Annotated in this window: 26 protein-coding genes; 12 read left to right on the top strand and 14 right to left on the bottom strand. The window is 69.8% G+C overall.

Going from position 1 to position 26,118, the window contains the following annotated elements; genetic code table 11:
- Positions 1-58: 58 nt before the first annotated feature.
- Positions 59-544 carry a GNAT family N-acetyltransferase gene (locus H286_RS0108495; RefSeq protein WP_018185727.1) on the bottom strand — a complete coding sequence of 162 codons (486 nt, stop codon included), beginning with the start codon at positions 542-544 and terminating at the stop codon, positions 59-61.
- A gap of 81 nt (positions 545-625) precedes the next feature.
- Between H286_RS0108495 and H286_RS0108490 the strand changes: the two genes are divergently transcribed.
- Positions 626-1,054, top strand: a complete 429-nt coding sequence (locus tag H286_RS0108490) for a GNAT family N-acetyltransferase (protein WP_020097802.1) — start codon at positions 626-628, stop codon at positions 1,052-1,054.
- 53 nt (positions 1,055-1,107) lie between these two features.
- Here the strand turns inward: H286_RS0108490 and H286_RS0108485 are convergent, their stop codons facing one another.
- Positions 1,108-3,633 carry an ATP-dependent Clp protease ATP-binding subunit gene (locus H286_RS0108485; protein WP_026302767.1) on the bottom strand — a complete coding sequence of 842 codons (2,526 nt, stop codon included), beginning with the start codon at positions 3,631-3,633 and terminating at the stop codon, positions 1,108-1,110.
- A 171-nt stretch (positions 3,634-3,804) separates the two neighbouring features.
- Between H286_RS0108485 and H286_RS0108480 the strand changes: the two genes are divergently transcribed.
- From H286_RS0108480 to H286_RS0108465, 4 genes are read left to right on the top strand one after another with little or no spacing between them, the layout of a single operon-like run.
- Positions 3,805-4,548 carry a hypothetical protein gene (locus H286_RS0108480; protein ID WP_231370921.1) on the top strand — a complete coding sequence of 248 codons (744 nt, stop codon included), beginning with the start codon at positions 3,805-3,807 and terminating at the stop codon, positions 4,546-4,548.
- A 1-nt stretch (position 4,549) separates the two neighbouring features.
- Complete coding sequence (locus H286_RS0108475) at positions 4,550-5,317, top strand: hypothetical protein (RefSeq protein ID WP_020097799.1); 768 nt, start codon at positions 4,550-4,552, stop codon at positions 5,315-5,317.
- Positions 5,317-5,901 carry a hypothetical protein gene (locus H286_RS0108470; RefSeq protein ID WP_020097798.1) on the top strand — a complete coding sequence of 195 codons (585 nt, stop codon included), beginning with the start codon at positions 5,317-5,319 and terminating at the stop codon, positions 5,899-5,901. The genes H286_RS0108475 and H286_RS0108470 overlap by 1 nt, the downstream gene beginning before the upstream one ends.
- The gene (locus H286_RS0108465; protein WP_018185733.1) at positions 5,898-6,128 is read left to right on the top strand and encodes a helix-turn-helix domain-containing protein; all 231 of its coding nucleotides are present in this window, start codon (positions 5,898-5,900) and stop codon (positions 6,126-6,128) included. Before H286_RS0108470 ends, H286_RS0108465 begins: the two co-directional genes overlap by 4 nt.
- Positions 6,129-6,524: 396 nt before the next feature.
- Here the strand turns inward: H286_RS0108465 and H286_RS0108460 are convergent, their stop codons facing one another.
- From H286_RS0108460 to H286_RS0108450, 3 genes are all read right to left on the bottom strand, one after another.
- Positions 6,525-7,430 carry an endonuclease domain-containing protein gene (locus H286_RS0108460; RefSeq protein ID WP_018185734.1) on the bottom strand — a complete coding sequence of 302 codons (906 nt, stop codon included), beginning with the start codon at positions 7,428-7,430 and terminating at the stop codon, positions 6,525-6,527.
- Positions 7,431-7,521: 91 nt separating this feature from the next.
- On the bottom strand, positions 7,522-8,991 hold the full coding sequence (gene cls / locus H286_RS0108455) for a cardiolipin synthase (protein ID WP_020097797.1): 1,470 nt from the start codon (positions 8,989-8,991) through the stop codon (positions 7,522-7,524).
- Positions 8,992-9,018: 27 nt separating this feature from the next.
- Positions 9,019-9,219 carry a hypothetical protein gene (locus H286_RS0108450; protein ID WP_020097796.1) on the bottom strand — a complete coding sequence of 67 codons (201 nt, stop codon included), beginning with the start codon at positions 9,217-9,219 and terminating at the stop codon, positions 9,019-9,021.
- A gap of 129 nt (positions 9,220-9,348) precedes the next feature.
- On the opposite strand from H286_RS0108450, the gene H286_RS0108445 reads away from it, so the two are divergent.
- Positions 9,349-10,443, top strand: a complete 1,095-nt coding sequence (locus H286_RS0108445) for a DUF4192 family protein (RefSeq protein WP_020097795.1) — start codon at positions 9,349-9,351, stop codon at positions 10,441-10,443.
- 34 nt (positions 10,444-10,477) lie between these two features.
- On the opposite strand, the gene H286_RS0108440 is transcribed toward H286_RS0108445, so the two are convergent.
- From H286_RS0108440 to H286_RS0108410, 7 genes are all read right to left on the bottom strand, one after another.
- Positions 10,478-12,484, bottom strand: a complete 2,007-nt coding sequence (locus tag H286_RS0108440; RefSeq protein ID WP_020097794.1) for a hypothetical protein — start codon at positions 12,482-12,484, stop codon at positions 10,478-10,480.
- A gap of 100 nt (positions 12,485-12,584) precedes the next feature.
- The gene (locus H286_RS0108435; protein WP_020097793.1) at positions 12,585-13,652 is read right to left on the bottom strand and encodes a glycoside hydrolase family 130 protein; all 1,068 of its coding nucleotides are present in this window, start codon (positions 13,650-13,652) and stop codon (positions 12,585-12,587) included.
- A gap of 2 nt (positions 13,653-13,654) precedes the next feature.
- Positions 13,655-14,494 carry a carbohydrate ABC transporter permease gene (locus H286_RS0108430; protein WP_020097792.1) on the bottom strand — a complete coding sequence of 280 codons (840 nt, stop codon included), beginning with the start codon at positions 14,492-14,494 and terminating at the stop codon, positions 13,655-13,657.
- The gene (locus H286_RS0108425) at positions 14,491-15,474 is read right to left on the bottom strand and encodes a carbohydrate ABC transporter permease (protein WP_018185741.1); all 984 of its coding nucleotides are present in this window, start codon (positions 15,472-15,474) and stop codon (positions 14,491-14,493) included. Before H286_RS0108425 ends, H286_RS0108430 begins: the two co-directional genes overlap by 4 nt.
- Before the next feature lies 1 nt (position 15,475).
- Positions 15,476-16,759, bottom strand: a complete 1,284-nt coding sequence (locus tag H286_RS0108420; protein WP_020097791.1) for an extracellular solute-binding protein — start codon at positions 16,757-16,759, stop codon at positions 15,476-15,478.
- A 19-nt stretch (positions 16,760-16,778) separates the two neighbouring features.
- On the bottom strand, positions 16,779-17,837 hold the full coding sequence (locus H286_RS0108415; RefSeq protein ID WP_020097790.1) for a LacI family DNA-binding transcriptional regulator: 1,059 nt from the start codon (positions 17,835-17,837) through the stop codon (positions 16,779-16,781).
- 97 nt (positions 17,838-17,934) lie between these two features.
- Positions 17,935-19,179 carry a sensor histidine kinase gene (locus tag H286_RS0108410; RefSeq protein ID WP_231370920.1) on the bottom strand — a complete coding sequence of 415 codons (1,245 nt, stop codon included), beginning with the start codon at positions 19,177-19,179 and terminating at the stop codon, positions 17,935-17,937.
- A 155-nt stretch (positions 19,180-19,334) separates the two neighbouring features.
- Here H286_RS0108410 and H286_RS0108405 point away from each other — a divergent pair, with 155 nt between their 5' ends.
- Entirely contained in the window at positions 19,335-19,994 is a 660-nt protein-coding gene (locus tag H286_RS0108405) for a response regulator (protein ID WP_018185745.1), read from the top strand.
- Between the two features lie 15 nt (positions 19,995-20,009).
- On the opposite strand, the gene H286_RS0108400 is transcribed toward H286_RS0108405, so the two are convergent.
- Positions 20,010-20,210 (bottom strand): hypothetical protein, encoded by a 201-nt coding sequence (locus H286_RS0108400; RefSeq protein ID WP_018185746.1) that lies wholly within the window; start codon positions 20,208-20,210, stop codon positions 20,010-20,012.
- Between the two features lie 312 nt (positions 20,211-20,522).
- On the opposite strand from H286_RS0108400, the gene H286_RS0108395 reads away from it, so the two are divergent.
- The 5 genes from H286_RS0108395 (at position 20,523) to H286_RS0108375 (ending at position 24,563) form a co-directional block, all read left to right on the top strand.
- The gene (locus H286_RS0108395) at positions 20,523-20,717 is read left to right on the top strand and encodes an aureocin A53 family class IId bacteriocin (protein WP_018185747.1); all 195 of its coding nucleotides are present in this window, start codon (positions 20,523-20,525) and stop codon (positions 20,715-20,717) included.
- Positions 20,718-20,799: 82 nt separating this feature from the next.
- Positions 20,800-21,732 carry an ATP-binding cassette domain-containing protein gene (locus tag H286_RS0108390; RefSeq protein WP_020097788.1) on the top strand — a complete coding sequence of 311 codons (933 nt, stop codon included), beginning with the start codon at positions 20,800-20,802 and terminating at the stop codon, positions 21,730-21,732.
- Positions 21,710-22,474, top strand: a complete 765-nt coding sequence (locus tag H286_RS0108385) for an ABC transporter permease (protein WP_231370919.1) — start codon at positions 21,710-21,712, stop codon at positions 22,472-22,474. The genes H286_RS0108390 and H286_RS0108385 overlap by 23 nt, the downstream gene beginning before the upstream one ends.
- Before the next feature lie 152 nt (positions 22,475-22,626).
- Entirely contained in the window at positions 22,627-23,079 is a 453-nt protein-coding gene (locus H286_RS0108380; protein ID WP_020097786.1) for a PH domain-containing protein, read from the top strand.
- Positions 23,076-24,563, top strand: a complete 1,488-nt coding sequence (locus tag H286_RS0108375; RefSeq protein ID WP_028497451.1) for a PH domain-containing protein — start codon at positions 23,076-23,078, stop codon at positions 24,561-24,563. Before H286_RS0108380 ends, H286_RS0108375 begins: the two co-directional genes overlap by 4 nt.
- Here H286_RS0108375 and lysS read toward each other — a convergent pair.
- Positions 24,556-26,079 (bottom strand): lysine--tRNA ligase, encoded by a 1,524-nt coding sequence (gene lysS, locus H286_RS0108370; protein ID WP_018185751.1) that lies wholly within the window; start codon positions 26,077-26,079, stop codon positions 24,556-24,558. The genes H286_RS0108375 and lysS overlap by 8 nt on opposite strands.
- Between the last annotated feature and the right edge of the window lie 39 nt (positions 26,080-26,118).

Here is a 26,118-nt window from a genome sequence, read left to right as displayed (position 1 = left end):
TGCGGCCACGTTCGGATGCCTCGCGGCGCCGGCATCCCTCGCATCCGACGACAGCGGGTCAGAGCACGAGGCGGAGGCACACGAGCCGATCGCGCGACTCCCATGACGGCGCCTCGACGAAGCCCTGCCGCGCGTAGAGGGCGAGCGCGTCGGCACGCCAGTCCCAGACCGACAGGCGAAGTCCGGTCGCACCGACGGCACGCGCGCGGTCGGCGGCATCCGTCAGCAACGTCGACCCGGCGCCGGAGCGACGCCCCGCGGGCGCGACCCAGAGCCGCTTGATCTCGAGATCCGATCCCGACCGGTGCAGCACCGCCATCCCGATCGCGCTGCCGTCGCGCTCTGCGACGATCACCTCGGCGCCTGCGAAGGCTGCCGCAGGGTCGCGCACCTCGGCCGCGTAACGCTCGGGCAACGGGCCCCGCTCGGCGAGCCCCTGTTCGACCTTCTCGCCCTCGGTCTGCGCGTGATAGTCAGCCAGCATCGCAGCGACCAGGCCGAGATCGGCACCGTCGAGGACGGCCGGGCGAACGAGGAGAGGCACCCGACCATCCTCGCCTGTCAGCGGAGGCGACGAATCGCACGTGATATCTCGGCGTCGCGCCCGCCGGGGTTGAATGGACGGATGCGCTGGACGACCCGCCCCTCGACGCCCGCAGACGCGACGTGGATTGCTGAACTCCGCGCCGTCGTCATGCGCCCCGATCTCGAGCGTCTCGGCGTCTTCAGCCCCGAGCGGGTGCGGCAGCGGTTCCTCGACGCCTTCGATCCTGCCCTGACCCGGGTGATCGTCGTCGACGGGGCGGATGCCGGTTGCGTCGCCGTCCGCTCGGCCCCGGACGGTACGTGGATCGAGCACTTCTATCTGGACGAGCGTGTGCAGGGGCACGGTGTGGGGACGCAGGTCCTGCAGTCGGTCCTCGCCGAAGACCACCCGGGACCTTGGCGCATCAATGTCCTGCAGCAGAGCCCGGCCCGCCGCCTCTACGAGCGTCACGGCTTCGTCCTCGACAGCGAGGACGAGGTCGACGTCTTCCTGGTCCGCCGGGACTGAACGACGAAGGGGTCGGATGCCTCTCGGCATCCGACCCCTGTCGTTCGTGTCGCTTACGACCCGGCGATGATGTCCGGGCTCGCGGTGATCTCGCCCGCGGCGCCCACACCGACCGCTTCGCGGCCTTCCTGGCGGGTCGTCGCGAAGACGAAGGCGTTGTTCTGGACGTCTACCGCGACGTGGTCGCCGGCGTTCAGCTCGCCACGGAGGATGCGCTCGGAGAGCTGGTCCTCGACCTCGCGCTGCATGGCGCGGCGCAGGGGCCGGGCACCGAGGGTCGGGTCGAACCCGATCTCGATGAGGCGGTCCTTGGCGGCATCCGTCAGCTCCACCGTCATGTCACGGTCGAGCAGACGCTCGCTGAGGCGCTTCGTGAACAGCGTCACGATCTGGCGCAGCTCGGCCTTGTTGAGCTGCGGGAAGACGATGACGTCGTCGACGCGGTTGAGGAACTCGGGCTTGAAGTGACGCTTCAGCTCCTCGTCGACCTTGCCCTTCATCCGCTCGTAGGTCGTCTGCGAGTTGCCCTCGACCTGGAAGCCGACCGGACCACCGGCGATCGCCGACGAACCGAGGTTCGTCGTCATGATGATCACGGTGTTCTTGAAGTCGACCACGCGGCCCTGACCATCGGTCAGTCGACCCTCTTCGAGGATCTGCAGCAGCGAGTTGAAGATGTCCGGGTGGGCCTTCTCGATCTCGTCGAAGAGGACCACGGAGAACGGCTTGCGGCGCACCTTCTCGGTGAGCTGGCCGCCCTCTTCGAAGCCGACGAACCCGGGAGGGGCACCGAACAGTCGCGAGACCGTGTGCTTCTCGCCGAACTCCGACATGTCGAGGGAGATCAGCGCGCCCTCGTCGTCGAAGAGGAACTCGGCGAGCGCCTTGGCGAGCTCGGTCTTACCGACGCCCGTGGGGCCGGCGAAGATGAACGAGCCCGAGGGGCGGTTCGGGTCCTTGAGTCCGGCACGCTGGCGACGGATCGTGCGGGAGAGGGCCGCGATGGCCTCCTCCTGACCGATGACGCGCTGGTGCAGGGCCTTCTCCATGAAGACGAGACGGCTGGTCTCCTCTTCGGTGAGCTTGAAGACGGGGATGCCGGTGGCCTGCGCCAGCACCTCGGCGATCAGACCCTCGTCGACGACCGCGTGCGACGCGACGTCACCCGAGCGCCACTGCTTCTCGAGGCGCAGACGCTCGGCCAGGAGCGACTTCTCCTCGTCGCGCAGGGAGGCTGCCTTCTCGAAGTCCTGCTCCTCGCTGGCGGCTTCCTTGTCCTCGCGGACCTTGGCGATCTTCTCGTCGAATTCGCGCAGCTCCGGCGGGCTGGACAGGATCGACAGACGCAGGCGTGCGCCGGCCTCGTCGATCAGGTCGATGGCCTTGTCGGGCAGGAAGCGGTCCGAGACGTACCGGTCGGAGAGGTTCGCCGCGGCGACGATGGCGCCGTCGGTGATCTGCACCTTGTGGTGAGCCTCGTAGCGGTCGCGCAGGCCCTTCAGGATGTTGATCGCGTGGGGAAGGCTCGGCTCCGCCACCTGGATCGGCTGGAAACGGCGCTCCAACGCGGCATCCTTCTCGAAGTGCTTGCGGTACTCGTCGAGCGTCGTCGCACCGATCGTCTGCAGCTCACCGCGGGCGAGCAGCGGCTTCAGGATGCTGGCGGCGTCGATCGCGCCCTCGGCGGCACCCGCACCCACGAGGGTGTGGATCTCGTCGATGAAGACGATGATGTCGCCGCGCGTGCGGATCTCCTTGGTGACCTTCTTGAGGCGCTCCTCGAAGTCACCGCGGTAGCGGGAACCGGCGATCAGCGAACCGAGGTCGAGCGAGTAGACCTGCTTGTCCTTGAGCGTCTCGGGAACTTCGCCCTTGACGATCGCCTGAGCGAGGCCCTCGACGACGGCGGTCTTGCCGACACCGGGCTCACCGATGAGGACGGGGTTGTTCTTCGAGCGGCGCGACAGGATCTGCATCACGCGCTCGATCTCCTTCTCGCGCCCGATGACGGGGTCGAGCTTGTTGTCGCGCGCTGCCTGCGTAAGGTTGCGGCCGAACTGGTCGAGGACGGCGGAGCCGCCCTGCGCCGTGGCCTGGGCCTGCTCGCCGGCGCCGGAAGCGACGCCCGCGGGCTCCTTGCCCTGGTAGCCGCTGAGCAGCTGGATGACCTGCTGGCGCACCTTGTTCAGGTCGGCGCCGAGCTTGACGAGAACCTGCGCGGCGACGCCCTCACCCTCGCGGATGAGCCCGAGCAGGATGTGCTCGGTGCCGATGTAGTTGTGGCCCAGCTGCAGCGCTTCGCGCAGCGACAGCTCGAGCACCTTCTTGGCACGCGGCGTGAACGGGATGTGACCCGTAGGCTGCTGCTGCCCCTGCCCGATGATGTCCTGGACCTGCTCGCGCACGGCGTCGAGCGAGATGCCCAGGCTCTCGAGGGCCTTGGCGGCGACGCCTTCACCCTCGTGGATCAGGCCGAGGAGGATGTGCTCCGTGCCGATGTAGTTGTGGTTCAGCATCTTCGCCTCTTCTTGGGCGAGCACCACCACACGACGTGCACGGTCTGTGAATCTCTCGAACATCGTCTCCACCTCCACTCGACGCACTGGCGGCGTCTTACGTAGAGGCTAACGACGGCGGGATGCCGGTATGCCCGTGTTCGCCGTGGGCATACGGGATGCCGGGGCTTGCGGCCGCGGCATCCGTGGGCATAACGTTTGTCGATAACAACGAATGTCGTTATGGGGGCGGGAATGGTTTCTGGGACGGACATGCCGAGCGTGCTGTTGTGGGGCACCATCGGGCTCGCGATCGTCGCGGCGATCGTCGGGCTGATGGTGTGGGATGCGCGGCGCCGGAAGTCTCCGTCGGTCCTGCTCGACGTGATCGCTGCGATGGCCCGCGTGTGGGTGGCGATCGTGGCGCTCGGGATCGTCGTGACGATCATCCGCTGGGTGTCCGGCGGCCCTTACGACCTGGCTGAGATGCCTGTCACGCTCAGGTGGCCGACCGAGCTCCCGTGCCAGTCGCGCAGCGGCGGGATCACAGGTGAAGGCGCTGTGCTGCACTGCGCCGTCGCCGATTCGGCGAGCGCCACGGTCAGCGGCCTCGACGGCGGACTGCGTGCGCTGCTCGGCTTCGGGAGCGTCCTCTCTCTGCTCGTCGCGGCGGTCCCAGGAGTAGTGATCGCCGTCCTCGGCCAGCGCGCCCTGACACGAGCGCCGTTCGCCGCTCGCTCCGCGCGGTGGCTGCTCGTGAGCGCGATCGTCGTGCTCGTGGCCGGCACGCTCGGGTCTCTCCTCAACGACGTCGGCTCGTTCCTGGTTGCGCAATCCGTCCTGGCGGAGCCGATCGCCGACTCCCCGGTGACGGCGCCGTGGGCGTTCAGCCTGAACCCACCGGTATGGCCGCTCGGTGTGGCGCTGGGGCTCGGGGCGCTGAGCGTGATCTTCCAGCAGGGCGCGAGGTTGCAGCGCGAGACCGAAGGGTTGGTGTGACATGGGCGGATTCACCTGGACGATCGGCATGGCCGCGATGCTCGTCGTGATCCTGATCGCGGCGATGATCCTCGCGTTCGTGCTTGCTGCGGGTGAGCGTCGACGCGAACAGAAGGACCCGACGTCCTTGATGCGCGTCACTCAGATCGTGGCTGTCGTGTGGGCCGGAGTGTCGGCCGTCGGCGCACTCGTCACGCTCCTGTTCATCCTCCTCTCGCCGACAGTGTCGATCACCATGCCGATTCAAAGCTTCTGGCCAGAACTGCCCAGCCAGGTCCGTGCCGAGCCGACGGAGGCCACGCGCGTGAGCGGCGGCTTCGATTCCGTGACGCTCGACGTGGCGGGCCTGAACCCGGCCGCACGGATCACCTGGGCGATCAGTCAGGTCGCTGCCTGGCTGGTGCCCGCGTCGATCGCCGCTCTTGTCGCCGTTGCGTGCTCCCACCTCCTGTCTGGCCGCGGATTCGCTCCGGTGGTTGCGCGGATGGCGTCGGTGTCGGCCGTTTGCGTCACTGCTGGCGGCACTCTTGCGCAGGTGTTCGGAGACATCGCGGGAAGCGTGGCGTCGTCGCAGGTATTCGAGGTGACGGGCAGATCCTGGAAAGACATTCCCGGGATCGAAGACCCTTTCGCCGCCTGGGTTCCGCAGGCCAACCTCCTCATCACCTTCCCGTTCTGGCCCATCGCGGCAGGCCTCGGCCTCGCTGCTCTGGCTGCGTTCTTCCGCTACGGCTCCCGCCTCCAGCGGGACGTGACGGGGCTCGTCTGATGGCCGCCGGGACCCGGACCACGGGCGCGTTGGACCTCGTCGTCTACGGCGTCGCCGCCTCCCTCGCGGCGGTAGCCGTCGCTGTCTTCCGCATCACCGAGATCCTGAGCCCTGAGGGCCCTGCCATCACGGTCGGGGCGGATGCGGCATCCACTGCACTGGGACTCTCGGTGGGGACGACGGTGGATACCGTGAGCGTCCGGGCGCCCGATCTCGGCGTCGGCGGCCGTTCCTGGATGATCGCGGCGGTCCTGCTCGTCGCCGTCGCGAGCGTGGTCGTGGCCGCAGCGCTCATGCGCGTCGCTCTCGCCGTGCGCCGGGGACGCGTGTTCGCCGGGGGCGCCACCCGCGCGCTTGCGGTGATCGCCGGAACGCTGACGGCGGCCGTGTTCGCGTGGCCGATCGTCGACGGGATGGGGCGACAGCACGCGATGCAATCCCTCGGCATCCGGTTCGAGACGCTGTCGATGCTCGATCTGCTGCCCCTGCTGCCGATCCTGCTGGTCGCCGTCGCCGCGGCCGTGCTGGCGAGCGCCTTCGCGCAGGGCGAGCGACTGCAGCGCGACACCGAGGGGCTCGTGTGAGTCCGACCGAGGAGGACGAGCTCACCGGCATCCACTGTCGACTCGACGAACTGCTCGCCGAACGCGGGATGACGCTGACGCGCCTCTCCGAGATCGTCGGGGTCTCGGTTGTGAACCTGTCGATCCTCAAGAACGACCGCGCCCGCGCGATCCGGTACTCGACGCTGTCGGCGATCTGCCGTGCCCTTGACTGCGAGGTCGGCGAGCTGCTCGTGCGCGCGGACTGAGCCCGCCGCGCGTCGTGTGGCGTTGCGCGTTCGGTCGCGCCGAATGGCGACCTCCGCGTCCGTGTACCCGCCATACGGCGCGACTGAACGCACGCCCCGGGATTCACTCGCGCCATGTCGCGACCTCCGCACCCGTCTACCCGCCATACGGCGCGACTGAGCTCGGGCGAGCACACCCGCACCCGCATCTCGCATGCCCGGGCAACCCGCACATTCACTCGCGCCATATGGCGACCTCGAGGCTCGCGCACCCGCCATTCGGCGCGACTGAACACACGCCTCGCGATTCAGTCGCGCCGAACGGTGACCTTCGCGCCCGCGCACCCGCCATTCGGCGCGACCGAACGCCCGCGCCGCGCGACCGACCACGCACCGCCGCGCACCCAGCCGCACACCTCAGGCCAGAGCCCGCCCCAGTCGCGCGAGCAGGTCACGCGGGTCTCCGAACACGTCGCCCTTCGTCACCCGCAGCACCCGCCACCCGGCCTCGACCAGTCGGTCGTAGCGCGCGAGGTCGGCGGCCCACTGCGCCGGATCGGTCAGATGATGCTCGCCCTCGTACTCGAGCGCCACGCGCCGAGCCGGGTACGCGAGATCCACCTGCGCCAACCACATCCCCCGAGCGACGACGTCATGGTTCACGGCCGGAGGCGGGAAACCGGCGTCCACCACGATCAGGCGCAGCCACGTCTCGGGCCGCGACCTCGACCGCACCGAGACCCGCGGCAACGCCTCGCGCAGACGCGCGGCGCCGACACGACGGCCAGCCGCCACCGCCCGCTCGAGCTGCGTCCGCGTCGTGAGCGGCGGCGGATCGGCCGGGTGCATCGGCTCGCGCACAGCGGCATCCGCGGTCGCGACCAGATCGCGCACGTTCCCGAGCGCACCCCCGAGCATCGCCCAGGTCGTCGCGGGCGACGTCACCGGCACCCCGAACAGCGGATGCCGCACCACCCCCACCATCGACGGGTGCACCGCGTGTCCCACCACACCGGCCCCGGCTGGCGCGCGATGCGGCGCGCGCACGGAGACGTGCAGCGGCCCACCCGCGGAGGAGGGAAGCGGCATCCCCCACAATTCCGCGGCCGTCACGTGACTGAAGAAGACGTGCGGGCTCATCGCGCAGGCGTAGGCCGCGACCATCTGCGCAAGGTCGCCGTCGGGAACAGCCGTCGACCGTACGCCGTGGAACGGACGTGTCAGGTCCGCGGCCCGCAGTCGCGACCGGTTCACTCCCGCCGCGCGCGCCTGCGCGACCGAGAACGGCTCCCCGAGCCCGTCGGGGAGGGATCGCGCGCGCATCCCGTCACGGTCGCTGATGCGAAAGGCGAACGGATGCCGCGCCCCGCCCTGTGTGCGCAACGGCGGAAATTCGCCCGCCGGGGAGGAACCCCTACTGCAGCGCCGACGTCAGCCGGGCGAGGTTGTCGAGCACGACCGATCGCATAGGCCGCTTCTCCCATTCAGCGATCGTCAGCTCGCGCGACATGCCGCGGTACTGGTCCTCGACCGTGCGGAGCTGCTCGACGAACTCCGCCCCTCGGACGAGCATCGTCACCTCGAGGTTGAGGCCGAACGAGCGCATGTCCATGTTGCTCGACCCGACCACGGCGACCTCGTCGTCGATCGACATCGACTTGGAGTGCAGGATGTAAGGCCGCTTGTACATCCAGATCTTCACACCGGTCGCGAGCAGCTGCTCGTAGTAGCTGCGCTGCGCGTGGTAGACCATCGCCTGATCGCCCTCTTCGGACACGAACAGCTCGACCTCGACGCCGCGGTGGCAGGCGGTCTGGATCGCGAGGAGCAGTCCCTCGTCGGGCACAAAGTACGGGCTGACCATGACGATCTTCTTCTTCGCGCCGAAGATGAGGCTCAGGAACAGCTTCAGGTTGTTCTCGTATTCGAACCCCGGCCCGCTCGGGACGATCTGGCAGTCGAGGTCGCCGGTCCCGGCATCCATCAGGAAGTCGGATTCGACCGCGAACACCTCGCCGGTCTCGCCGTACCAATCCGAGACGAACACGGCCGAGAGGGATGCCACGACCGGCCCGTCGACGCGGACCATCAGGTCAACCCACTGCAGCCCGCGGCGCAGGTTCGTCTTCAGGTTGTAGCTGCGGTCGGTGACGTTCTGCGAACCGACGAACCCGACAGCGCCGTCGATCACGAGCAGCTTGCGGTGGTTGCGCAGGTCGGGCCGCTGGTACTTGCCCTTCAGCGGCTGCACCGGAAGCATCAGGTGCCACTCCGCGCCCATCCGCTCGAGGCGCGCAAGCGTCGCGTGATAGTTCGGCTTCCAGCGGTTCGCCCAGTGATCGAGCAGCACTCGGACCCTCACCCCGCGGGCGGCCGCGCGCTCGAGCGCGGCGAAGAAGCCGTCGGTGGCGCCGTCGGACTGCAGGATGTAGAACTCGACATGCACGTAGCGCTGGGCGCGGTCGATCTCGGACGCCATCGTGTCGAGGCTGCCCTGGTAGTCCGAGATGATCTGCGCCCCGTTGTCCCCGGCCATGGGAAGAGCGCCGAGCTTGCGGTTCAGGCCGACAAGCTGCGTGAACCACTCGGGGGCGTCGGGGCGGAGCGTGCCGAAGTCGAGACCCTCGCTCGCGGCACGGAAGGCGTCGTTGATCGACTCCTGCTCCTTGCGGCGCTTGCGCGGAAGACGCGGGTTGCCGATGAGGAGGAAGAGGAGGATGCCGAAGACCGGGATGAAGTAGATCGCCAGCAGCCAGGCCATCGCCGCGGTCGGGCGGCGGTTGCGCGGGATGATGAAGACCGCGATGGCGCGCACCGAGATGTCGAACAGGAGGACGAGGACGATCCACCACGTCCACGTCCAGTCGACGCTGATGCTGATCACGAGGCCCCCAGAGAGTGTGGGGTCAGCCTATCGTTTGGCGGATCGACCGGCGGTTTCGTCGCGGGGAGGAAGACCTCGCTTGCTCCGCTCCTCCGCCTCGACCTGCGCGTAGAGCTTTCGCTCGGTGCGGTCCATGCGAAGGATGCTGCGGATCACGAAGGCGAAGAGCCCGGCCACCACGATCGTGGGGATCAGTCCCCAGATGACCGCGCTCCAGACCTCATCCATGTCTCCATCGTAATGTGCCGGTGCGGCCGGACGGCGCGGAGCTCCCCTAACCGGGGGCATCCTCGGCGGATCGTCCACAGCCTCGCATCCTCGCGCCCGCGAGGGGTCCCGCCCGACGACCGTGGGGCCATGTCGACCATCGTCACCGCCGCGGATTCCGCGCACTTCCTCGCCCTCGTCCCCCGCCTGCTCGGGTTCACCCCCACCGAGAGCCTCGTCGTCGTCCCGATGACCCGCGGGCGCAGTCTCGGCGCCCTGCGCATCGACCTGCCACCCCGGGGCGCTCCGCTCGATCCCGTCGCGTCGACCGTCGTCGGCATGATCTGCCGGGTGTCGGATGCCGATGGTTTCACCGCGGTCGTCTACACGGCGGCATCCGCTCGTCGCCGACTCCCCCACGGCGACCTGGCCGAGGCGCTCGAACGGGCTGCGGCGACCTGCGGACTCGGGATCGTCGACGCGCTCACCGTCGCGAGCGACGGCTGGGGCTCGCACTATGACGAGCGGCTGCCCCGCGGCGGCCGCGCGCTCGCAGAACTCGAGCGTCACCTGCCCCGCCTGGATCACGACCAGCACGACGGCGCCGCATTGCCGACCGCGGACCCCGTCGTCATCGCGGACGTCGCCGCCGCCCTGCAGTCGCTCGAGTCGGCGCTGGCCGTGCTGTGCGGCATCCCGGCTCTGGCGGATGCCCCGACGCGCATCGATCCGGCGGCGCTCGAGGCTGGCTGCGCGCTCGACGACCTGCCCGCCCTGTTCGAGACCTGCCTGACGTGGGATGCCGCACACCTCGACCCGATGCGGACGGCCGTGCTCGCGTGGTGCCTCGCACGTCCGTCGCTCCGGGACGTCGGGATCGTGCAGTGGGCGACCGACCGGGCCGGAGGGGATGCCGCCCTCGACGCGCAACGCCGGTGGGAGGACGGCGAGGAGTACCCCGCCGACCTGGCGTCGGTCATGTGGGGCGAGAGCCAACGGCCCGACCCGACCCGGCTCGAGGCGGCGCTCGAGCTGGTGCGGCACGTGGCCGCCCGCACGCCCGAGGCCCACCGGGCGGGTCCGCTGGCGACTGCCGCATGGCTCGCCTGGGCGCTCGGACGCTCGACCCACGCCGATCGTCACGCCGCGGCGGCGCTGCGCCTCGAACGCGAGCACGGACTCGGCGAGATCGTGCGATCGTTCGTGGCGCACGCCCACCTGCCCGACTGGGCCTTCCGGCGATGACCGGGCCGCGGCATCCCACGGCCCGGTCGGATCGTCACCGCTCGACGATCGCGAAGCCGCCGGCGGGCAGGGTGAGGACGCCCGTGCGGTCCTTCTTGGCGCGCACTTCGCGCCCGCGGTCGTCGTAGACCGCGAGGTCGCCGGCGCCCACCCTGACCTTCTGCGGCGAGCGCGCCGCCGAGTGCACGAGTTCGGTGCGCGCACCGCCGTCGCCCTCGAGCACGAGGCGGGAGACGAACGGCCGGACGAGGATGCCGTCGAGCTGCACCTCGCCGCGCGTCGACACGACGCGCAGCTCGTCACGCGAACCGGGCAGGGCCTTCTGCAGCGTGTGCGGATGCATCGCACCCGGTGTCGCTGAGATCCCCTGCCGAGGACCGGTGAGCTGCAGGCTCCCCAGTCGGCCGCGGTCGCTCGTCCACGTCGACGACGTACGTTCGCCGACCTCCGACCAGACTATGGGCTCGATCCATCGATCCGTGCCCGCCGTACCGACGTCGAACACCGCGGTCTCACCGCGCGACAGCGTCAGCTTGTCGCCCGACCAGCTCGACTCGCCCGTCCACGACTCCGGCGTCGAGATCTCACCCGTCGTGCGGGCGGCATCCTCCGCCTCGACCCACGTGAGCCCCTCACGGTCGCCGACCTCGGTCAGCGAGAGGGCATGACGCCGGACGTCCGGGTGGGCGTCGAGCGCGAGCGCGGTGAGCAACCCGTGGATCGTGGACTCCGCACCACTGTTGCGGTTGACGGTGCCGTCCGGCTGCAGACCGTCGTAGGTGACGCCGGTCGCCGGGTCGTACATGCGCTGACCGGCGTGGTTTGCGCCGAAGAACCAGGCGGCCTGCATCGCCGCGAGGTCCTCGAACCCCTCCGACCCGGTCGCGTCGGCGACCCCCAGGAGCGACTGCACCCGCGAGTCGGCGCCATAGGCGATCTGCACCCGGTCGACCGGGCTCGGGTTCCAGCCGTTGTCGGGTCCACCCGCGGTGAGCAGGGTGGTCGCGAAACTCGTCGCGTCCGCGACGGCGGGACGAGCGAGCGCACGATCCTTCAGGACGACGGATGCCGCGGCCAGCGCCGCCGGCATCTGCGAGCCCCACGCGTGCCAGATCGCCGGAGACTCCGCCCACGGCAGCACGGCTCGGTACGGCCACTCCCGCGTCGACCCGTCCGACATCGCGGCGATGCCCTTCGCGAGCCGGCGGAGCGCCGTCGCCGAGGCCCGGTCGGGACTCGCGGCGACACGCGCCGCCAACCTGAGCACGGCCTCAGCCGAGGCATCCGCCCCGTTCGTGATGAGCCAGGCCGGCACGCGCTTGCCGTCCGAGACCGTCCAGGTGCCGTACCTGGACAGGACCTGGCGGTTCAGCGCGCCGAGAGAGAGGTCGAAGCGGTCGTCGAGGAAGGCGGCGAAGGCGGGGTCCTCGTCCTTGAACGCGGCGTAGCCCTCGCCGAGCGCCCACAGGGTGCGGGCGAGCCAGTAGCTCGGCCCGCTGTCGGACGGGTCGGGGAGCTCGACGGGCTCGGGAGAGGGATTGAAGGTGCCGTCGGGCTGCATCCAGAGGACGACGTTGCCGGCATCCGGACCATCGGTCCTCTGGAAGTACGCGACCGAGCGGAGCAGTTCATACGCGGTGTCGCGACTGTCGTCGTCGCCGGTGAGCTCCCAGTGGCGGATGTAGACCACGGCGGCACGGGTGATGTCGTCGGCGTTGTAGGCCCCCTGGCCCCAGTAGCCGGTCTCGGGGTCGAGGGGTCCGCCGCCGACCCGCTCGAACGTCCCACCGTCCCGGGCATCGGCATAGGTCCAGGGCATGACGAGCGCGGGCTCCTCGGCCTGTCGGTAGGTGCTGTGCCCGTCGACGTCGGCGGGCGGCGTCGCTTCGTCGAGCAGGAAGTCGAGGTGCGCGAGGTTCGTGACGGGAGGGTCGGCGGGCGCCGCGGCAGCGGCGGTGACGCCGAGCGGGACGGTCAGGGCGAGCGCAGCGAGCGCGGTGAGGCCGACGGTCCTCGCACGACGGTGTGCGGAGGTGTTCACGGGGGGATTCCTTTCGTTGCGGTGCCGAGTGCAGGTCCAGAGTCGGATCGGAGCGCTTCAGGGCGCCCGATGGCCGAGGGGACCTGCACTCGGCACGCGATCAGTCGGTGCGTTCGAGCAGGGCGACGCCGATCTTCGAGTCGGCCATGCCGTAGAACACGAACAGGCGACCGTCGACCTCTTCGATCGCGGTCGGGAAGACAACGTTCGGCACGATGCCGCTCCGCTCGTCGTCTGTCTCCGGTGCCAGCAGCGGCTCCGGAGTGCGGGCGACGACCGTCGAGGGGTCGTCGGCGTCGAGGATGAGCGCCCCGGCGGCGTAGTTGACCTTCTGCTGCTGCGCGAAGGCGCTCTCGAGCACGCCCGTCACACCGTGGTGCAGGACGAGCCAGCCTTCCGGGATGCGGCGCGGCGGCGGTCCCCCGCCGATCTTCAGCGCCTCGAACGGGAACTCCGGGCCGGCGACGAAGCGGTGCTGCTCCCACAGGGTCAGCGCCGCGAGGTCGTCGCGGACGTCGGCGAGGGGGATGTAGCTGATCCAGATCGACTGCCGTTCGTCCTCGACGCCCGCCGGGAGGCGGACGCCCTGGCCGGGCTTCGTTTCGCCGAGGTCCCACATGGGGCGGTGGAGGACGGCGAGCGCCTCCCGCCCGTCGGGCGCGGTGACCGGCTCGGGGAAGAACACCGTGTCCTTGTTGTGGAACAGGTTCAGGTCCATGTCGAGGTCGTCCTGGTACCGGAACAGCGCCGGCCCGAGTCGGCGCCACTCGCGCAGGTCGCTCGACACCGCGATCGCCGTGCGCGGGCCGAGGGGCCCGTAGGCGACGTAGGTCATGACGTGCAGCCCGAGCGTCTCGATCCAGGTGACCCGGGGGTCCTCGACGCCGGCGTTGCCGACCCCGCGCTCCCACCCTCGGTCGGGTTCGAGGACGACGCCCTCGCGTTCGACGCGGGTCGGCACCCCGTCCTCCACGACGACGCGGGCCAGGCCCACGCGCGACACGTTGCCGTCGGCCACGAGTCGCGGCAGCAGGTAGAGCTCCCCGTCGGGGCCGCGGCCGGAACCGGGGTTCAACACCCCCTCGACCTCGTTCGGATCGCCCGCGGCGGGGGTCATCACGACCCCCATGCGGGTGAGTCGGTAGGGCACGTGGGTCTCGGTGGTCATGGTCAACCTTTCACTCCGGATCCGAGGTCGTTGGACGTGAAGTAGCGCTGGAACACGAGGAACAGCACGACGGCGGGGCCGGCCAGCACCACGGCACCGGCCATCATCGCCCCGAACGGGTTCGCGGTGGATGCCGCGATGTTCGAGATGAAGTTCGCGAGAGACACCGCGAGCGGCTGCATCTCGGCATCCTTCGTGATGAGGAACGGCCACAGGAACTCGTTCCACGGCCCGATGAAGGTCAGCAGCACGACCGTCAGCAGCGCCGGTCGCACGAGGGGCAGCGCCACGCTCCACAGCAGACGGAACTCGTTCGAGCCGTCGATCCTCGCGGCGTCGAAGAGCTCCTTGGGCAGCTGCAGGAAGTACTGCCGGAAGATCACCACCGCCGTCGAGTTGATGAAGAACGGCAGGATCATGCCGAGGTAGCTGTCGGCCAGGCCGTAATCCCGGGCGATCATGACGTAGAGCGGGATCATCAACAGCTGGAACGGTACGACCTGCACCAGGAGGGCGAGGGCGAACGTCGCCCCGCGCCCCCGCCAGCGGAGGATCGCCAGGGCGTACCCGGCCAGGACGCCGAAGACGACCGTGCCGAGGATCACCCCGCCGGTGAAGATGCCCGAGTTGGCGAGCCCCTGCAGCAGGTCGATGCGCCCGTTGATGGCGGCGTAATTGTCGAGCGTCAGATTGGACGGGTTGGGAAACGCCCCCGCCGGCGTCGGATCGACGTTCGTCTGCAACGAGCCGACGATCATGTAGAAGAACGGGAACAGGAACGCGAGCGCACCGACCGACAGCGCCGTGTACATCGCGATCTTCGACCCGAGTGCGCGCTTCATCGCTCCTCACCTCCCACGAGCTTGCGCTGCAGGGCAGCGATGGCCAGGACGAACACGATCAGCACGACGCCGATCGCGGCGGCGACGTCGGGGTTCTGCTGCTCGATGCCGCGCTGGTACATGAGCAGCACGGGCGACGTCGAGGCTCCGTTGGGACCGCCGCCACCGGTCAGCAGATACGGCTCGGTGAAGAGGTTCGCCCCGGTGATCGTGGCGAGCAGGACGACGAGCAGCGTCGCCGGCCGAACGCTCGGCACCGTCACCGAGAAGAACTGCCGCATCTTCCCGCCGCCGTCCATCGACACCGATTCGTACAGCTCGCGCGGCACGTTCTGAAGGGCGGCGAGGTAGAGCAGGATGTAGAACCCGAGCCCCTTCCACGTCACGAAGATCGCGATGGTCGGCATCGCGAGCGCCGAGTTCACGAGCCACGACGGGTCGGGCGCGAGCGGCCCGAGCACGTTGTTGACGAGTCCGCCGCGGGCGAAGAGGAAGAGCCAGACCGCGACGACGGCGACGGATGCCGTGACGTACGGCACGTAGTAGCTCACCCGGAAGAAGGTCCGCGCCTTCGTGACGCGGTCGAGCGCCGTCGCCAGCAGGATCGACAGCACGACCGTCAGCGGCACGTTGATGATCAGGAAGATCCCGACGTTGCCGAACGACCGCCAGACCTCGGGGTCGCTGAGCGCCGTGACGTAGTTGTCGAAGCCGACGAACGGCCGGTCGACCACTGCCCCCGGGGCGGCGAAGAAGTAGTCCTGGAACGACATCCAGACGGCGAACACCACCGGGTAGGCGAAGACGACCAGGACGAAGACGATGTAGGGCGCCGAGAAGAGGAGCCCGTGCGGCTGCGCGCCGAGGAGGCGGTGGAGGATGCCGCGGCGAGGCGCGGCATCCTTCCCGTCCTTCCCGGGGGTGGCACCGCGGGTCGCGCCGGGATCGGACCCGGCGCGACCCGGGACGACGGCGGTCATCTCAGCCCGCCGCCAGCTTGTCGACCTCTGCCGCGGTGTCGGAGAGGAACTGATCGACCGGCGTCTCACCGAAGATGACCGACTTCGAGTAGCCGTCACGGAAGGCCTGCCAGATCTCCACCGATCCGACGACGTTGGGCACCTCGACGGTGCGCGCGGCCTGATCGCCGAACTGCTCGTAGGCGGGGTTGTCGGCGAAGTAGTCCGGATAGGTACCCGTCAGGTCCTGACGCAGCGGCATCTGGCCGGTGGCCTTCAGCCACTCGCCGTCCTGCTCCTCACTGGTGGCGAACTTGAGGACGTCCCAGGCCGTGCCCTTGCTCTTGCACGCGGTGAACATGCCGACGTTCTTCGCGTCGCTGAACGTCCAGGTGTCACCCGCCGAGGTGCCGTCCTTCGTCGGCACCGGCACGGCTCCCCACTCGATCGAGTCGCCGTACACGCTGATCGCCCACGGCCCCACGATCGCCATGGCGGCGTACCCGTCGGCGAACGCGTCGCCCTGGTACTGCTCGTTGCCGGCGAGCTTCTCCTCGTAGAGGGTCCGCCAGAAGTCGGCGACGGCCTTGCCGTTGTCGTCGTCGAACGTCGCCTTGCCGTCCTCGAGCAGCTGCGTCCCGCCGGTCTGCGCCGCGTAGAGCGGGTAGAAGTCGAACCAGGACTGGAAGAACTCGCTCGTGGGGGCGGGGTTGATCGCGTACTCGGACACGCCCTTCTCCTTGAGCGTCCGCGCGGTCTCGAGGAACTCGTCGTAGGTGGACAGCTTCGGGTTCTCGGGGTCGAGCCCGGCCTTCTCGAAGAGGGCCTTGTTGTAGAAGATCATCACCGGGTTCGACTTCCACGGCAGCTGGTAGAAATCGCCGTCGTCGGAGCGGTACTGGTCGGCGAGGTCGCCGCTGCGGGCCGTGATGTAGTCGTCGCCGTCCTCGAAGGTCGACAGGTCGACGAGGCCCCCCTGGCGCTGGAAGCCCGGCACCGCCGCGGGCGAGGTGTTGAAGACGAGGCACGGGGCGTTGCCCGCGGTGATCGCGGCCCCGATGACCTCTTCGCTCGAGGCGCCGGCGGGGATCTCCTGCGCTTTGACCTGCTCGTCGGGGTGGTCGGCGTTCCATGCCTCGACCATCTTCTTGCCCCAGCCGATCTCGGCTTCGTTGTTGGAGTACCAGATGGTGATGTCGCCTCGGCTCTCGAGGTCGCCGCCACCACCTCCGCCTCCGCCGCCGCACGCGGTGAGGGCCAGCACACCGGCTGCGCCGGCTGCCGTGATGAGGATGCGTCGTTGCATGTCCTGCTCCTTCGTTCGGTTACTCGTGCTCTCTTGCTGTCGTCGGTCGCGCGTCACGCGCCCGTGGAGGTGCCGTCGAACCCCGGACGGCGAGGGTGGGATCGGGGAGGTCGAGGTGAGTGGGCGCGTCACCGGCGATCGCGGCGAGCAGCGTGCGTGCGGCGGCCACGCCCCAGCCGCGGGCGTCGGTCGCGACGCTCGTGAGAGCGGGGTGCACCCAGCGGCCGATCTCGGTGTCGTCGAATCCGGTGATCGAGAGGTCGTCGGGCACGCTCAGCCCGCGCTGGTGGGCGATCCCCATGCCGGCGACCGCCATGCTGTCGTTCGCGTAGATGATGGCTGTCGGCGGGGTCCCCTCGTCGAGGAGGGATGCCGTGGCGCGCGCGCCGTCGGCGGCGCTGAAGTCGGTCTCCACGACGACGACGTCGAGGCCGGCGGCATCCGCGGCATCGAGGAAGGCGTCGCGGCGGCGTTGGGCGTGAAGCATGCCGGAGGGCCCTGCGACGTGCCCGACGCGGCGGTGGCCGAGGCCGGCGAGGTGCTCGACGGCGAGACGGATGCCGGCTCCGTCGTCCGTCGAGACCGAGGCGAACGGCGAGGCGACGTCGGGGACGCCGAGGGTGACGGCGGGGATCCCGACTTCGGCGAGGAGCGCGATGCGCGGGTCCGCGACGCGGATGTCGGTGAGGATGACGCCGTCCACGCGCCGGTCCGAGGCGAGCGCCCGGTAGGTGGCCTCCTCCTGACGGCCCGGGTTCGCGACGGCGAGGACGAGGGCCTGCCCGGTGACGGAGAACTCGTCTTCGAGCCCGGCGATGAACGAGGGGAAGAAGGGGTCGGCCGCAATGACGTCGGGGCTCCGCCCGATCACCAGTCCGCACGCGAAGGCGCGCCCGACGCTGAGCGACCGGGCGCTCAGGCTCGGCGTCCAGCCGAGTTCGGCGGCGGTGTCCATGATGCGCTGCCGCGTCTCGGCGGCGACGCCGGGACGACCGTTCAGTGCGAAGGAGACGAGGCCCTTGCTGACGCCCGCCGCGCGCGCGACATCCGCGATCGTGGGACGGGTCGCGGGGGGCATCGGTCACTCCTTCGTGGCGGACCTGATCCACTAAACCGGTTCAGACGACGAAAAAGCAAGACCTTGACACGCGCATCGGCGCGGGCGTAGACGCTGGTCAGCGCGTGGGCAGCTCCACGCGGACGCGCCATCGACCCTCGTCGGGGCCTGCGGCGAACGTGCCGCTCAGCACCTCGACGCGCTCTCGAAGCCGGGCGAGTCCGAATGCGGGACCGGGGCGCTGACCCGACACGGGGCGATGCGGATCGTTGATCACCGACAGCACGACGGTGTGCGGGGTCACGACGAGCGACAGATCGATCGTCATGGCCGGCGCGCCGTGCTTCACGATGTTCGTGACCGCCTCCCGCGCGGCGCGGGTGAGGGTCGTCTCGATGATGCCGGCGAGCGCCGCGTCACCGGTGACCTCCGTCCGCACCGTGTGCCCGAGGTCGCGGAGCTTCTGGGCGAGGGAGTCGACCTCTCGGCGGATGCCGGGGGCACCGGCATCCGTCACGCCGTCCGTCCCCGTCCTGCCGTGGATGAGCTGCAGCACGCGACGCGTGTCGGTCAGCGCCTGAGCGGATGCCGCGACGATCGCGCGCTGCGAGCTGGAGCGGATCTCGGGGTCGTCCGTGCGCTCCAGGACGCGGGCGTGCATGACGGTGATGGAGATCTCGTGCGCGATGACGTCGTGGAGCTCGTCGGCGATACGGGTGCGCTCCGCCAGCAGCGCCGCGTCGAGCTGCGCCTCGTGCGCGTCGACCTGCGAGGCGAGGACGACGTTCCGGCGGACGACGCGACGCAGGCCCCGTCCGACCGTCGCCGACAGGAGCCCGACGACGAAGACGGCCACGACTCCGCCGACGTCGAGACCCGGCGGAACCGTGGCGATCGCCGCCACCCAGGCGACGGCCGCGACACCGTACGCGGTCGAGAACACGGCGCTGCAGCAGTAGAAGACGACCCCGATGCTCATGGCGACCGCGGTCAGATACTCACCGCTCTGACCCGCGACGACGGCGACGAATCCGGCGAGCACGAGGACGATGGCTCCCCACGTGGGCCGCCAGGCCATCGCGATGATCGAGCCGTTGGTGAGCACGGAGGCGGCGATCGTCGGCCACGAGACCGACGGCCCCGATGTCAGCTGCGCCCACACGACGTCGACCGCCGCGAGCAGGGGCAGCAGAGCCAGGATGGCGCGGGCGACCTTCGGGGGGAGGACGTAGTCCCACAGCTCGCGCTGCACGGCACGGGCTGCTCCGCCCGCGCCGTGCATGCCGCGGGTCAGTTGCAGATGCGCAGCACCCGGCACAGGTGCGTCCACAGATTTGTCGGCTGACTCGCGAACGGGATCCATCGGAACATTCTTTCTCTCCCCATCTCGATTTCGTGCCGGAAGGAGCTCCCGGCACGCCCTGCGCCCATCCTGACGCGAGGAGTGCCGGGGGACGCTCCTGCTCAAGACGCAATCCCGTCACCGCAAGACGCAAAACCGGCACCTATGCTGATCGCATGGACCCCATCCGAGTTCTCATCGCCGACGATGAGGCTCTCGTCCGACGGGCTCTCCAGGTGTTCTTGAACGCAGAACCGGGGATGACGGTCGTAGGAGAGGCGAGCGACGGACCGAGCGCTGTCCGCCTGAGCCTCGAACTGAAGCCCGACGTGATCCTGATGGACATCCGGATGCCGGGAGGCGACGGCATCCGCGCGATCGAGCAGTTGTCGGTCGACCTGCCGTCCGCACGGACCATCGCGATCACGACCTACGGATCCGACGAGACGGTGGCCGGCGCCCTCCGGGTCGGCGCCGTCGGCTTCCTCGTGAAGGATTCCGAACCGGAGCACATCACGGCGGCCGTCCGCAGCGCGCACCACGGCGGCTTCGTCCTGTCGTCGGTCGCCGGCCGAGATCTCGTCCGGCGGATCGGCGCGCAGGCGGGTCAGCCCACCGTCACACTGAGCCCCGCGGAACAGGTCTCCCGTCGTGAGCTCGACGTCCTCGAGCTGCTCGCCAAGGGGATGTCGAACGCCGAGATCGGGCGGGACCTCTTCCTGTCCGAGGCGACGGTCAAGTCGCACCTGCGCCGGATCATGACGAAGTGGGGCGTGCGCGATCGGGTGCAGGTCCTCCTCTACGCCGCGACCACCGGCGTCATCCGACTCCCCTGAGCGGGGCGGCGTCCCTCAGCTGCGCGAACGGCTCCGGCGCGACACGATCGCGTAGGCCGTCGCCGCGGCGGCGATGCCGGCCACGGCGGTGATCCCCCAGCGCAGGATCACCTCGACGTCGGTGAAGACGGCCAGGCAGATGTTGACCGTCAGCGCGACGATGAAGAGTGCGGCGAATGCCGCGCCGTCCGCGGCGGTCCGCTTCTTGTCAGCCATGGGATTCCTTACGTCGCGGACGAACGGGCACCGTGTGTCTGCCGCGCGTCGATGTGGGTGGGAACGCCTCGGAGCCTAGCCGCGGCCTGCGCACCTCGATACGGCGCGAGAGCGCATTCCATCCGGGGGCGGCACCCCGGGTGGTCCCGTTGCGTCTAAAGGCGGATGCGGATTGCGTCCCCCGCACGAACGCTGGGGCCTTTCGGCTCAAGAGCGGCGGCCCGAGCCGTCGGTAGCGTCACTTCCGGCGCTGCGATCGCGGTCACGAACGCAGCGTCACTGACAAACACCAACGGATCGAGAGGAAACATCATGGGGGCAGTTCTGAGGTTCATCGCGTGGGTCATCGCGAACATCGGCCGCTGGGGCCGTGCCGTCGCCGGCCAGGTCGGACGTATCACCGCGTGGGCACGCAACAACTGGCGTCGCGTGCTCGAGTGGATCAACGCGGGCATCTCGTTCGCGACGATCGTCGACTACATCCTGCGGATCCTCGGCATCGGCTGAGATCTGTCCCGATGGGACGGCACACGTGCGTGCCGTCCCATCGGGACACCGCGACCACCTGAGAGAGAAGGAGAGGCGACCTATGCCGCAGACACCGGACACCGGCATCCGCGTGAGGGGCGTCTCCAAAACGTACGGCGTCAAGCGCGTCCTCGACGACGTCTCCTTCGACATCCCCGCGGGCACCGTCACGGGCCTGCTGGGTCCCAACGGCTCCGGCAAGTCGACCGCGATGCGCACGATGCTCGGGTTGACGATCGCCGACGCCGGATCGACCACGTTCGACGGCGTCCTCTTCCGCGATCTCGCGCAGCCGGGCCGTACCGTCGGAGCCCTTCTCGACCCGGGCGCCCACCACCCCGGGCGCAGTGTCGAGGACACCCTCGCGACGGCCGCCATCCTGACCGGCTCACCGCGCGAGCGGGTCGGCGAACTCATCGCCACGCTCGGCCTGGCCTCTGCCGCACGTCGCCGATTCGGCGCGCTCTCCCTCGGGATGAAGCAGCGGGTCGCCCTCGCCGTCGCGCTCGTCGGTCGGCCTCGACACCTCATCCTCGACGAGCCCATGAACGGTCTCGACATCGAGACGGGCGACTGGCTGCGATCGACTCTGGTCCATCACGCGCACACGACGGGCGGCTGCGTCCTCGTCTCGACGCATCTCCTGCAGGAACTCCAGACCTTCGCCGATCGCATCGTCGTCCTCAGCGAGGGCGCCATCCGCTACTCCGGCGAGGTCGGCGACCTCACCGCCGAAAAGAACGCGACGGCGATCGCTGCGGACACCGACCTGCTGCGACGCGCGCTCACGACCCGCGGCATCCCGTTCAGTGTGCGTCCCGAGGACGGGCGCTTCTCGGTGGGCATCGACCCCCGCTCCCTCAGCGAGATCTGCATCGCCGACCGCATCGTGCTCGACGAGCTCGCCGAGGACCGCGAGTCGATCAGCGACCTCTACCGTCGCCTGACGCGCGGCCAGTACCGAGTGGAAGGTGACGTCTTTGATCCTCGCTGACAGCACCCCGCAGACGGCCGGCCGCTTCGGCCGCAGCCTGCGGGCCGAACTGCGGAACGTCCGCACGACACGGGGGACGCGGTGGGCGCTGGGCCTCACCGCCGCGCTCTGGGTCGTCGTCGGCGCCGGTGTCGCCGCGATCGCGCTGCTCGTCGACGCGGAATCGGTGAGCATCTCCGGCGCGCTCCTCGGCATGGGAGCGGCCGTCACCGTGTTCGTCCCCATCCTGGCGATCTTCATCATGGCCGCCGACTGGCAGTCGCGAGACGTGCTGACGACGTTCGCCCTCGAACCGCGCCGGCACATCGTCTTCCTCGCCAAGGCACTGACGGCGCTCATCGTGTGCACCGTCCTCGTCGCCGTCGCCGCCGTCCTGGCCGTCGTGTTCACCGCCGGCCTCGCCCTCGCCGCCGGGGCGACCATCGTGTGGAACGCGGATGCCGAGAGCATCGCGGTCCTGCTCTGGAGCGCCGCCGTCGGCACCGTGTCGGGCATCGCGTACGGCGCGGCGACGCAGCGCGTCGCGATCGCCATCGTGTTCTCGCTCGTGCAGGGATTCGTGATCGACCCGCTGCTCATGCTCATCCCGCACGGCATCGGCTCGTGGTTCCGGCTGACCGCCATCACCGAGGCCGGCAGCGGCACGGGCGAGCTCGGCCCGGCTCTGACGGCCGGACTCCTGTGGCTGGTCGTCCCGCTCGCCATCGGATTCGCCCGCAATCAGCGGGCCGACGTGCAATGACCGGCGCCCCCTCTGGAAAGGGGTCTGGCTGGCGTCTCGGTCAAGACGCCAGCCAGGGGTGCTTCGAATCGGATCGAGATGAAGCGGGATCAGTTTACGCGAGCACCCCGTCCTCGGGATACCCGCCGGCGCACGGCACCCGCGGTGACTCGGTGCTGGCACCCCGCGCCCTGACCTACCTCAACGTCCGCGAGGGCGTGACGACGGTCCTCGTCACCACGGCACTCGCCGTCGCCATCGCCTTCCTCCCCGATCCAGGGTGGCGCACGGCGCTCTGGGTGATCGTCGGCATCCTCGCCGTCGTCTCCCTGCTGATCGAACTGCCCTGGCTCAATCGCAAGCAGGTCGAGAACACGAGCTACACCGCGACCGCCGACTACGTCTACATCACGCGCGGCTGGCTCTGGCGGCGGACCACCGTCATCGCGACGGCCCAGATCCTGAACGTCGAGGTCGTGCAGGGGCCGCTGCTGCGCGCGTTCGACGCCGTGAGCGTGAGATTCACGTGCATCTCCGAGGTCGAGGGCCTCGGCCCGCTCGAACCGCGCGCGGCGGAGCGCATCCGCACGACCGTGCTCCACGCGCAGGCGGAGCCGGCGCGGTGACCGTCCCCTCCGACGAGGTCCCCCGGCGTCTTCCGCTGCGCTACCTTCCGGCGTCGTACCTGGAGTCCTCTCCCAAACTCGTCGGCACTTTCATCGCCGGCGCCGTCTATCTCTTCGGACCGGCCGTGTGGCCGGGCGCCTGGGCGTGGCTGGCGCTCGGCCCCCTGATCGCCGTTCTCCTGTGCGAACCGATCTGGCGGTGGACCTTCACCCGGGTGGCGCTCACCCCGGAGCACCTGGTGGTGACGACCGGTGCGTTCACGCGACGCCAGCAGTCCCTCGCCTGGGCCGACATCGGAACGGTCGACAGCAGGCAGTCCTGGGCTTTCGCCCGGTGGGACCTGCGGGTCCTCACGCTGTCTCAGGCCGGCGACGAGCGGACCAAGGTCCACCTGTGGGCGGTCGACGAGGACCTCCATCGCGAGGTGACGGCGCGCGCCGGGCACGCGCTCGGGACGACTGAGGCGGAGGTGACCGCCGAGCAGCCTGCCGAGCAGGCGCGGCCGGCGCCCGGCATCCTGCTCTACCGGGTGCGGCTGACGCACCTGCTGCTCGCGAGCGTCGTCTACGGCCAGTTCGCCCTCATCGGCGGTGGCGCGGCGTTGGGGGTGTCCGAGACGCTGGGTATGTTCGGCGCCGACGCGGCGCTCACCCGGTGGCTCCCGCTCCCCCCGGTCGTCTGGGCGGTGGCGATCGCCGTCGGCATCGTCGCGCTCGGCCTCGTGCTGACGGTGGTGCGCTACGCCTCGTTCGAGGTGCGACGGATGCCGGGCGACCGGATCGTGATCTCCTACGGCCTGTTCTCCACCCACACCCGGAGCGTCTCGCGGGCGACGACGATCGGCGTCGTGCTGCAGCGCAACCTCGTCGAGACGCTGCTCGGACGCGTCCGACTGTCGCTTCTGACGACGGACTCGGCCGCGCAGCTCGGCACGAACCTCCTGCTCCCGTCGCTCCCCCGCCGGGTCGTGGAACGCCTGCTGCACGAGGCGTTCGACGAGGACCCGTCGACGCGCCTGCTCACCGGCGATCGGGGTGCCCGAGCCACCGGTACGGGTGTCGTTCTGCTCGCCGGGCTGATCGCTGCCGCCGTCCTCGCCGGCTGGGTCGCCGCGGGACTGGGGTGGCCGCCGCTGCTCGTCCTCGCGGCCGGTGCGATCGTCTTCGCGATCGCCTGGCCCGTCACGGTCGTCCTCTGTTCACGACTGCGGGTCGACGCAGGTTCCAACCGGGTCGTCCTCCTCGTCAGTCACGTCGTGCAACGGCAGACGGTGCTGTCCGCCGCGGCCGTGCACATCGTGGGCACGAGCCGGCTCGCGGGGCATCCGCTCGTCGCCGACGTGTGCTTCTACGCGGGGATGCCGCGCACCTTCCGGGCACTCCGGTTCCGCCCCGCGGAGGTCGACGCGCTGTCGGCTCGGATCGCCGAGACGGTTCCGCTGGCGAGGACGCATCGTCGTGCGCCCGCGCCCGCGCTCACTTGACGAGCGGGAAGAGGATCGTCTCGCGGATGCCGAGGCCGGTGATCGCCATCAGCAGGCGGTCGATGCCCATGCCCATGCCACCGGTGGGCGGCATGCCGTGCTCGAGCGCGCGCAGGAACTCCTCGTCGACACGCATCGCCTCGTCGTCGCCGCGCGCGGCGAGCTTCGCCTGCTCGACGAAACGCTCGCGCTGGATGACGGGGTCGACGAGCTCGGAGTAGCCGGTCGCGAGCTCGAAGCCGCGGACGTAGAGGTCCCACTTCTCGACGACACCGGGAATGGTGCGGTGCTCGCGCACGAGGGGCGAGGTGTCGAGCGGGAAGTCCATGACGAATGTTGGGCGCTCGAGGCCGCCCTTCACGAAGTGCTCCCACAGCTCCTCGACGAGCTTTCCGTGGGTGGCGATCTTCTCCGGCACCTCGACGCCCGACTCGGCCGCGAAGGTCTGGAGCTCCTCGAACGAGGTCTCGGGCGTGATGCGGCGACCGGCGGCATCCGACAGCGACTCGTACATCGAGATGCGGTCCCATTGGCCGCCGAGGTCGTACTCGGTGCCGTCGGCCCACGTGACGGTGGTGGAGCCGGCGACAGCGATCGCGGCGTTCTGGATGAGCTCCTGCGTCAGGTCGGCGATGCCGTTGTAGTCGCTGTAGGACTGGTAGGCCTCGAGCATCGCGAACTCGGGGCTGTGGGTGGAGTCGGCGCCCTCGTTGCGGAAGTTGCGGTTGATCTCGTAGACCCGGTCGATGCCGCCGACGACGGCGCGCTTGAGGAAGAGCTCCGGCGCGATGCGGAGGTACAGCTCGGTGTCGAACGCGTTGGAGTGCGTGATGAACGGGCGGGCCGCGGCGCCGCCGTGCTGCACCTGCAGCATCGGCGTCTCGACCTCGAGGAAGCCGTGCGCGTCGAACGTGCGCCGCAGCGACGCGTTCACCTTGGCGCGGGCGACGACGGTCTCGCGGGCGGTGTCGCGGACGATCAGGTCGAGGAAGCGCGACCGCACGCGGCTCTCCTCGCTCAGCTCGGAGTGCAGGTTCGGGAGCGGCAGCAGCGCCTTCGCGGCGATCGTCCAGTCGGTGACCATGATCGACAGCTCGCCGCGGCGACTGGAGATGACCTGACCGGTGACCGAGACGTGGTCGCCGAGGTCGACGAGCTCCTTCCACGCCTGCAGCGACTCGTCGCCCACCTCGGCGAGGGAGACCATCGCCTGGATGCGGCTTCCGTCGCCGGACTGGAGTGCTGCGAAGCAGAGCTTGCCGGTGTTGCGGCTGAACACGATCCGGCCGGCGACCGACGCGGTCTCGCCGGTCTCATCGCCCGCCTCGAGCGATGCGAACCGCTCGCGCAGTGCCGAGATCGTGTCGGTGACGGGCACGGTCACGGGGTAGGCGCCACCCGCGGCATCCGCTCGTTCGCTCAACAGCCGTTCCCGCTTCGCGAGACGGACCGCCTTCTGCTCGATGACGTCCTCTTCGGTCGTCTCGGCGGGCGTGGGCGCGGACGCGTCGGTCATGTTCGGGGGCTCCTCGGGGATTCGACCCTTCAGTCTATC

Source organism: Microbacterium sp. 11MF (genome assembly GCF_000383475.1).
GTDB lineage: Bacteria > Actinomycetota > Actinomycetes > Actinomycetales > Microbacteriaceae > Microbacterium > Microbacterium aquilitoris.
The sequence above is the reverse complement of the archived record's forward strand: the minus strand, read 5'-3'. Positions and strand labels throughout refer to the sequence as shown.

Excerpts from the sequence above, each read along its gene's own strand:
- H286_RS0108395 (WP_018185747.1), top strand. The coding sequence starts at position 20,523 with ATGGGGGCAGTTCTGAGGTTCATCGCGTGGGTCATCGCGAACATCGGC.
- H286_RS0108445 (WP_020097795.1), top strand. The coding sequence starts at position 9,349 with ATGTCGACCATCGTCACCGCCGCGGATTCCGCGCACTTCCTCGCCCTC.
- lysS (WP_018185751.1), bottom strand. The coding sequence starts at position 26,079 with ATGACCGACGCGTCCGCGCCCACGCCCGCCGAGACGACCGAAGAGGAC.
- H286_RS0108410 (WP_231370920.1), bottom strand. The coding sequence starts at position 19,179 with ATGGATCCCGTTCGCGAGTCAGCCGACAAATCTGTGGACGCACCTGTG.
- H286_RS0108415 (WP_020097790.1), bottom strand. The coding sequence starts at position 17,837 with ATGCCCCCCGCGACCCGTCCCACGATCGCGGATGTCGCGCGCGCGGCG.
- H286_RS0108390 (WP_020097788.1), top strand. The coding sequence starts at position 20,800 with ATGCCGCAGACACCGGACACCGGCATCCGCGTGAGGGGCGTCTCCAAA.
- H286_RS0108460 (WP_018185734.1), bottom strand. The coding sequence starts at position 7,430 with ATGCGCGCGCGATCCCTCCCCGACGGGCTCGGGGAGCCGTTCTCGGTC.
- H286_RS0108470 (WP_020097798.1), top strand. The coding sequence starts at position 5,317 with ATGGCCGCCGGGACCCGGACCACGGGCGCGTTGGACCTCGTCGTCTAC.
- H286_RS0108405 (WP_018185745.1), top strand. The coding sequence starts at position 19,335 with ATGGACCCCATCCGAGTTCTCATCGCCGACGATGAGGCTCTCGTCCGA.
- H286_RS0108485 (WP_026302767.1), bottom strand. The coding sequence starts at position 3,633 with ATGTTCGAGAGATTCACAGACCGTGCACGTCGTGTGGTGGTGCTCGCC.
- H286_RS0108425 (WP_018185741.1), bottom strand. The coding sequence starts at position 15,474 with ATGACCGCCGTCGTCCCGGGTCGCGCCGGGTCCGATCCCGGCGCGACC.
- H286_RS0108490 (WP_020097802.1), top strand. The coding sequence starts at position 626 with ATGCGCTGGACGACCCGCCCCTCGACGCCCGCAGACGCGACGTGGATT.
- H286_RS0108450 (WP_020097796.1), bottom strand. The coding sequence starts at position 9,219 with ATGGATGAGGTCTGGAGCGCGGTCATCTGGGGACTGATCCCCACGATC.
- H286_RS0108435 (WP_020097793.1), bottom strand. The coding sequence starts at position 13,652 with ATGACCACCGAGACCCACGTGCCCTACCGACTCACCCGCATGGGGGTC.
- H286_RS0108400 (WP_018185746.1), bottom strand. The coding sequence starts at position 20,210 with ATGGCTGACAAGAAGCGGACCGCCGCGGACGGCGCGGCATTCGCCGCA.
- H286_RS0108420 (WP_020097791.1), bottom strand. The coding sequence starts at position 16,759 with ATGCAACGACGCATCCTCATCACGGCAGCCGGCGCAGCCGGTGTGCTG.
- H286_RS0108475 (WP_020097799.1), top strand. The coding sequence starts at position 4,550 with ATGGGCGGATTCACCTGGACGATCGGCATGGCCGCGATGCTCGTCGTG.
- H286_RS0108430 (WP_020097792.1), bottom strand. The coding sequence starts at position 14,494 with ATGAAGCGCGCACTCGGGTCGAAGATCGCGATGTACACGGCGCTGTCG.
- H286_RS0108480 (WP_231370921.1), top strand. The coding sequence starts at position 3,805 with ATGGTTTCTGGGACGGACATGCCGAGCGTGCTGTTGTGGGGCACCATC.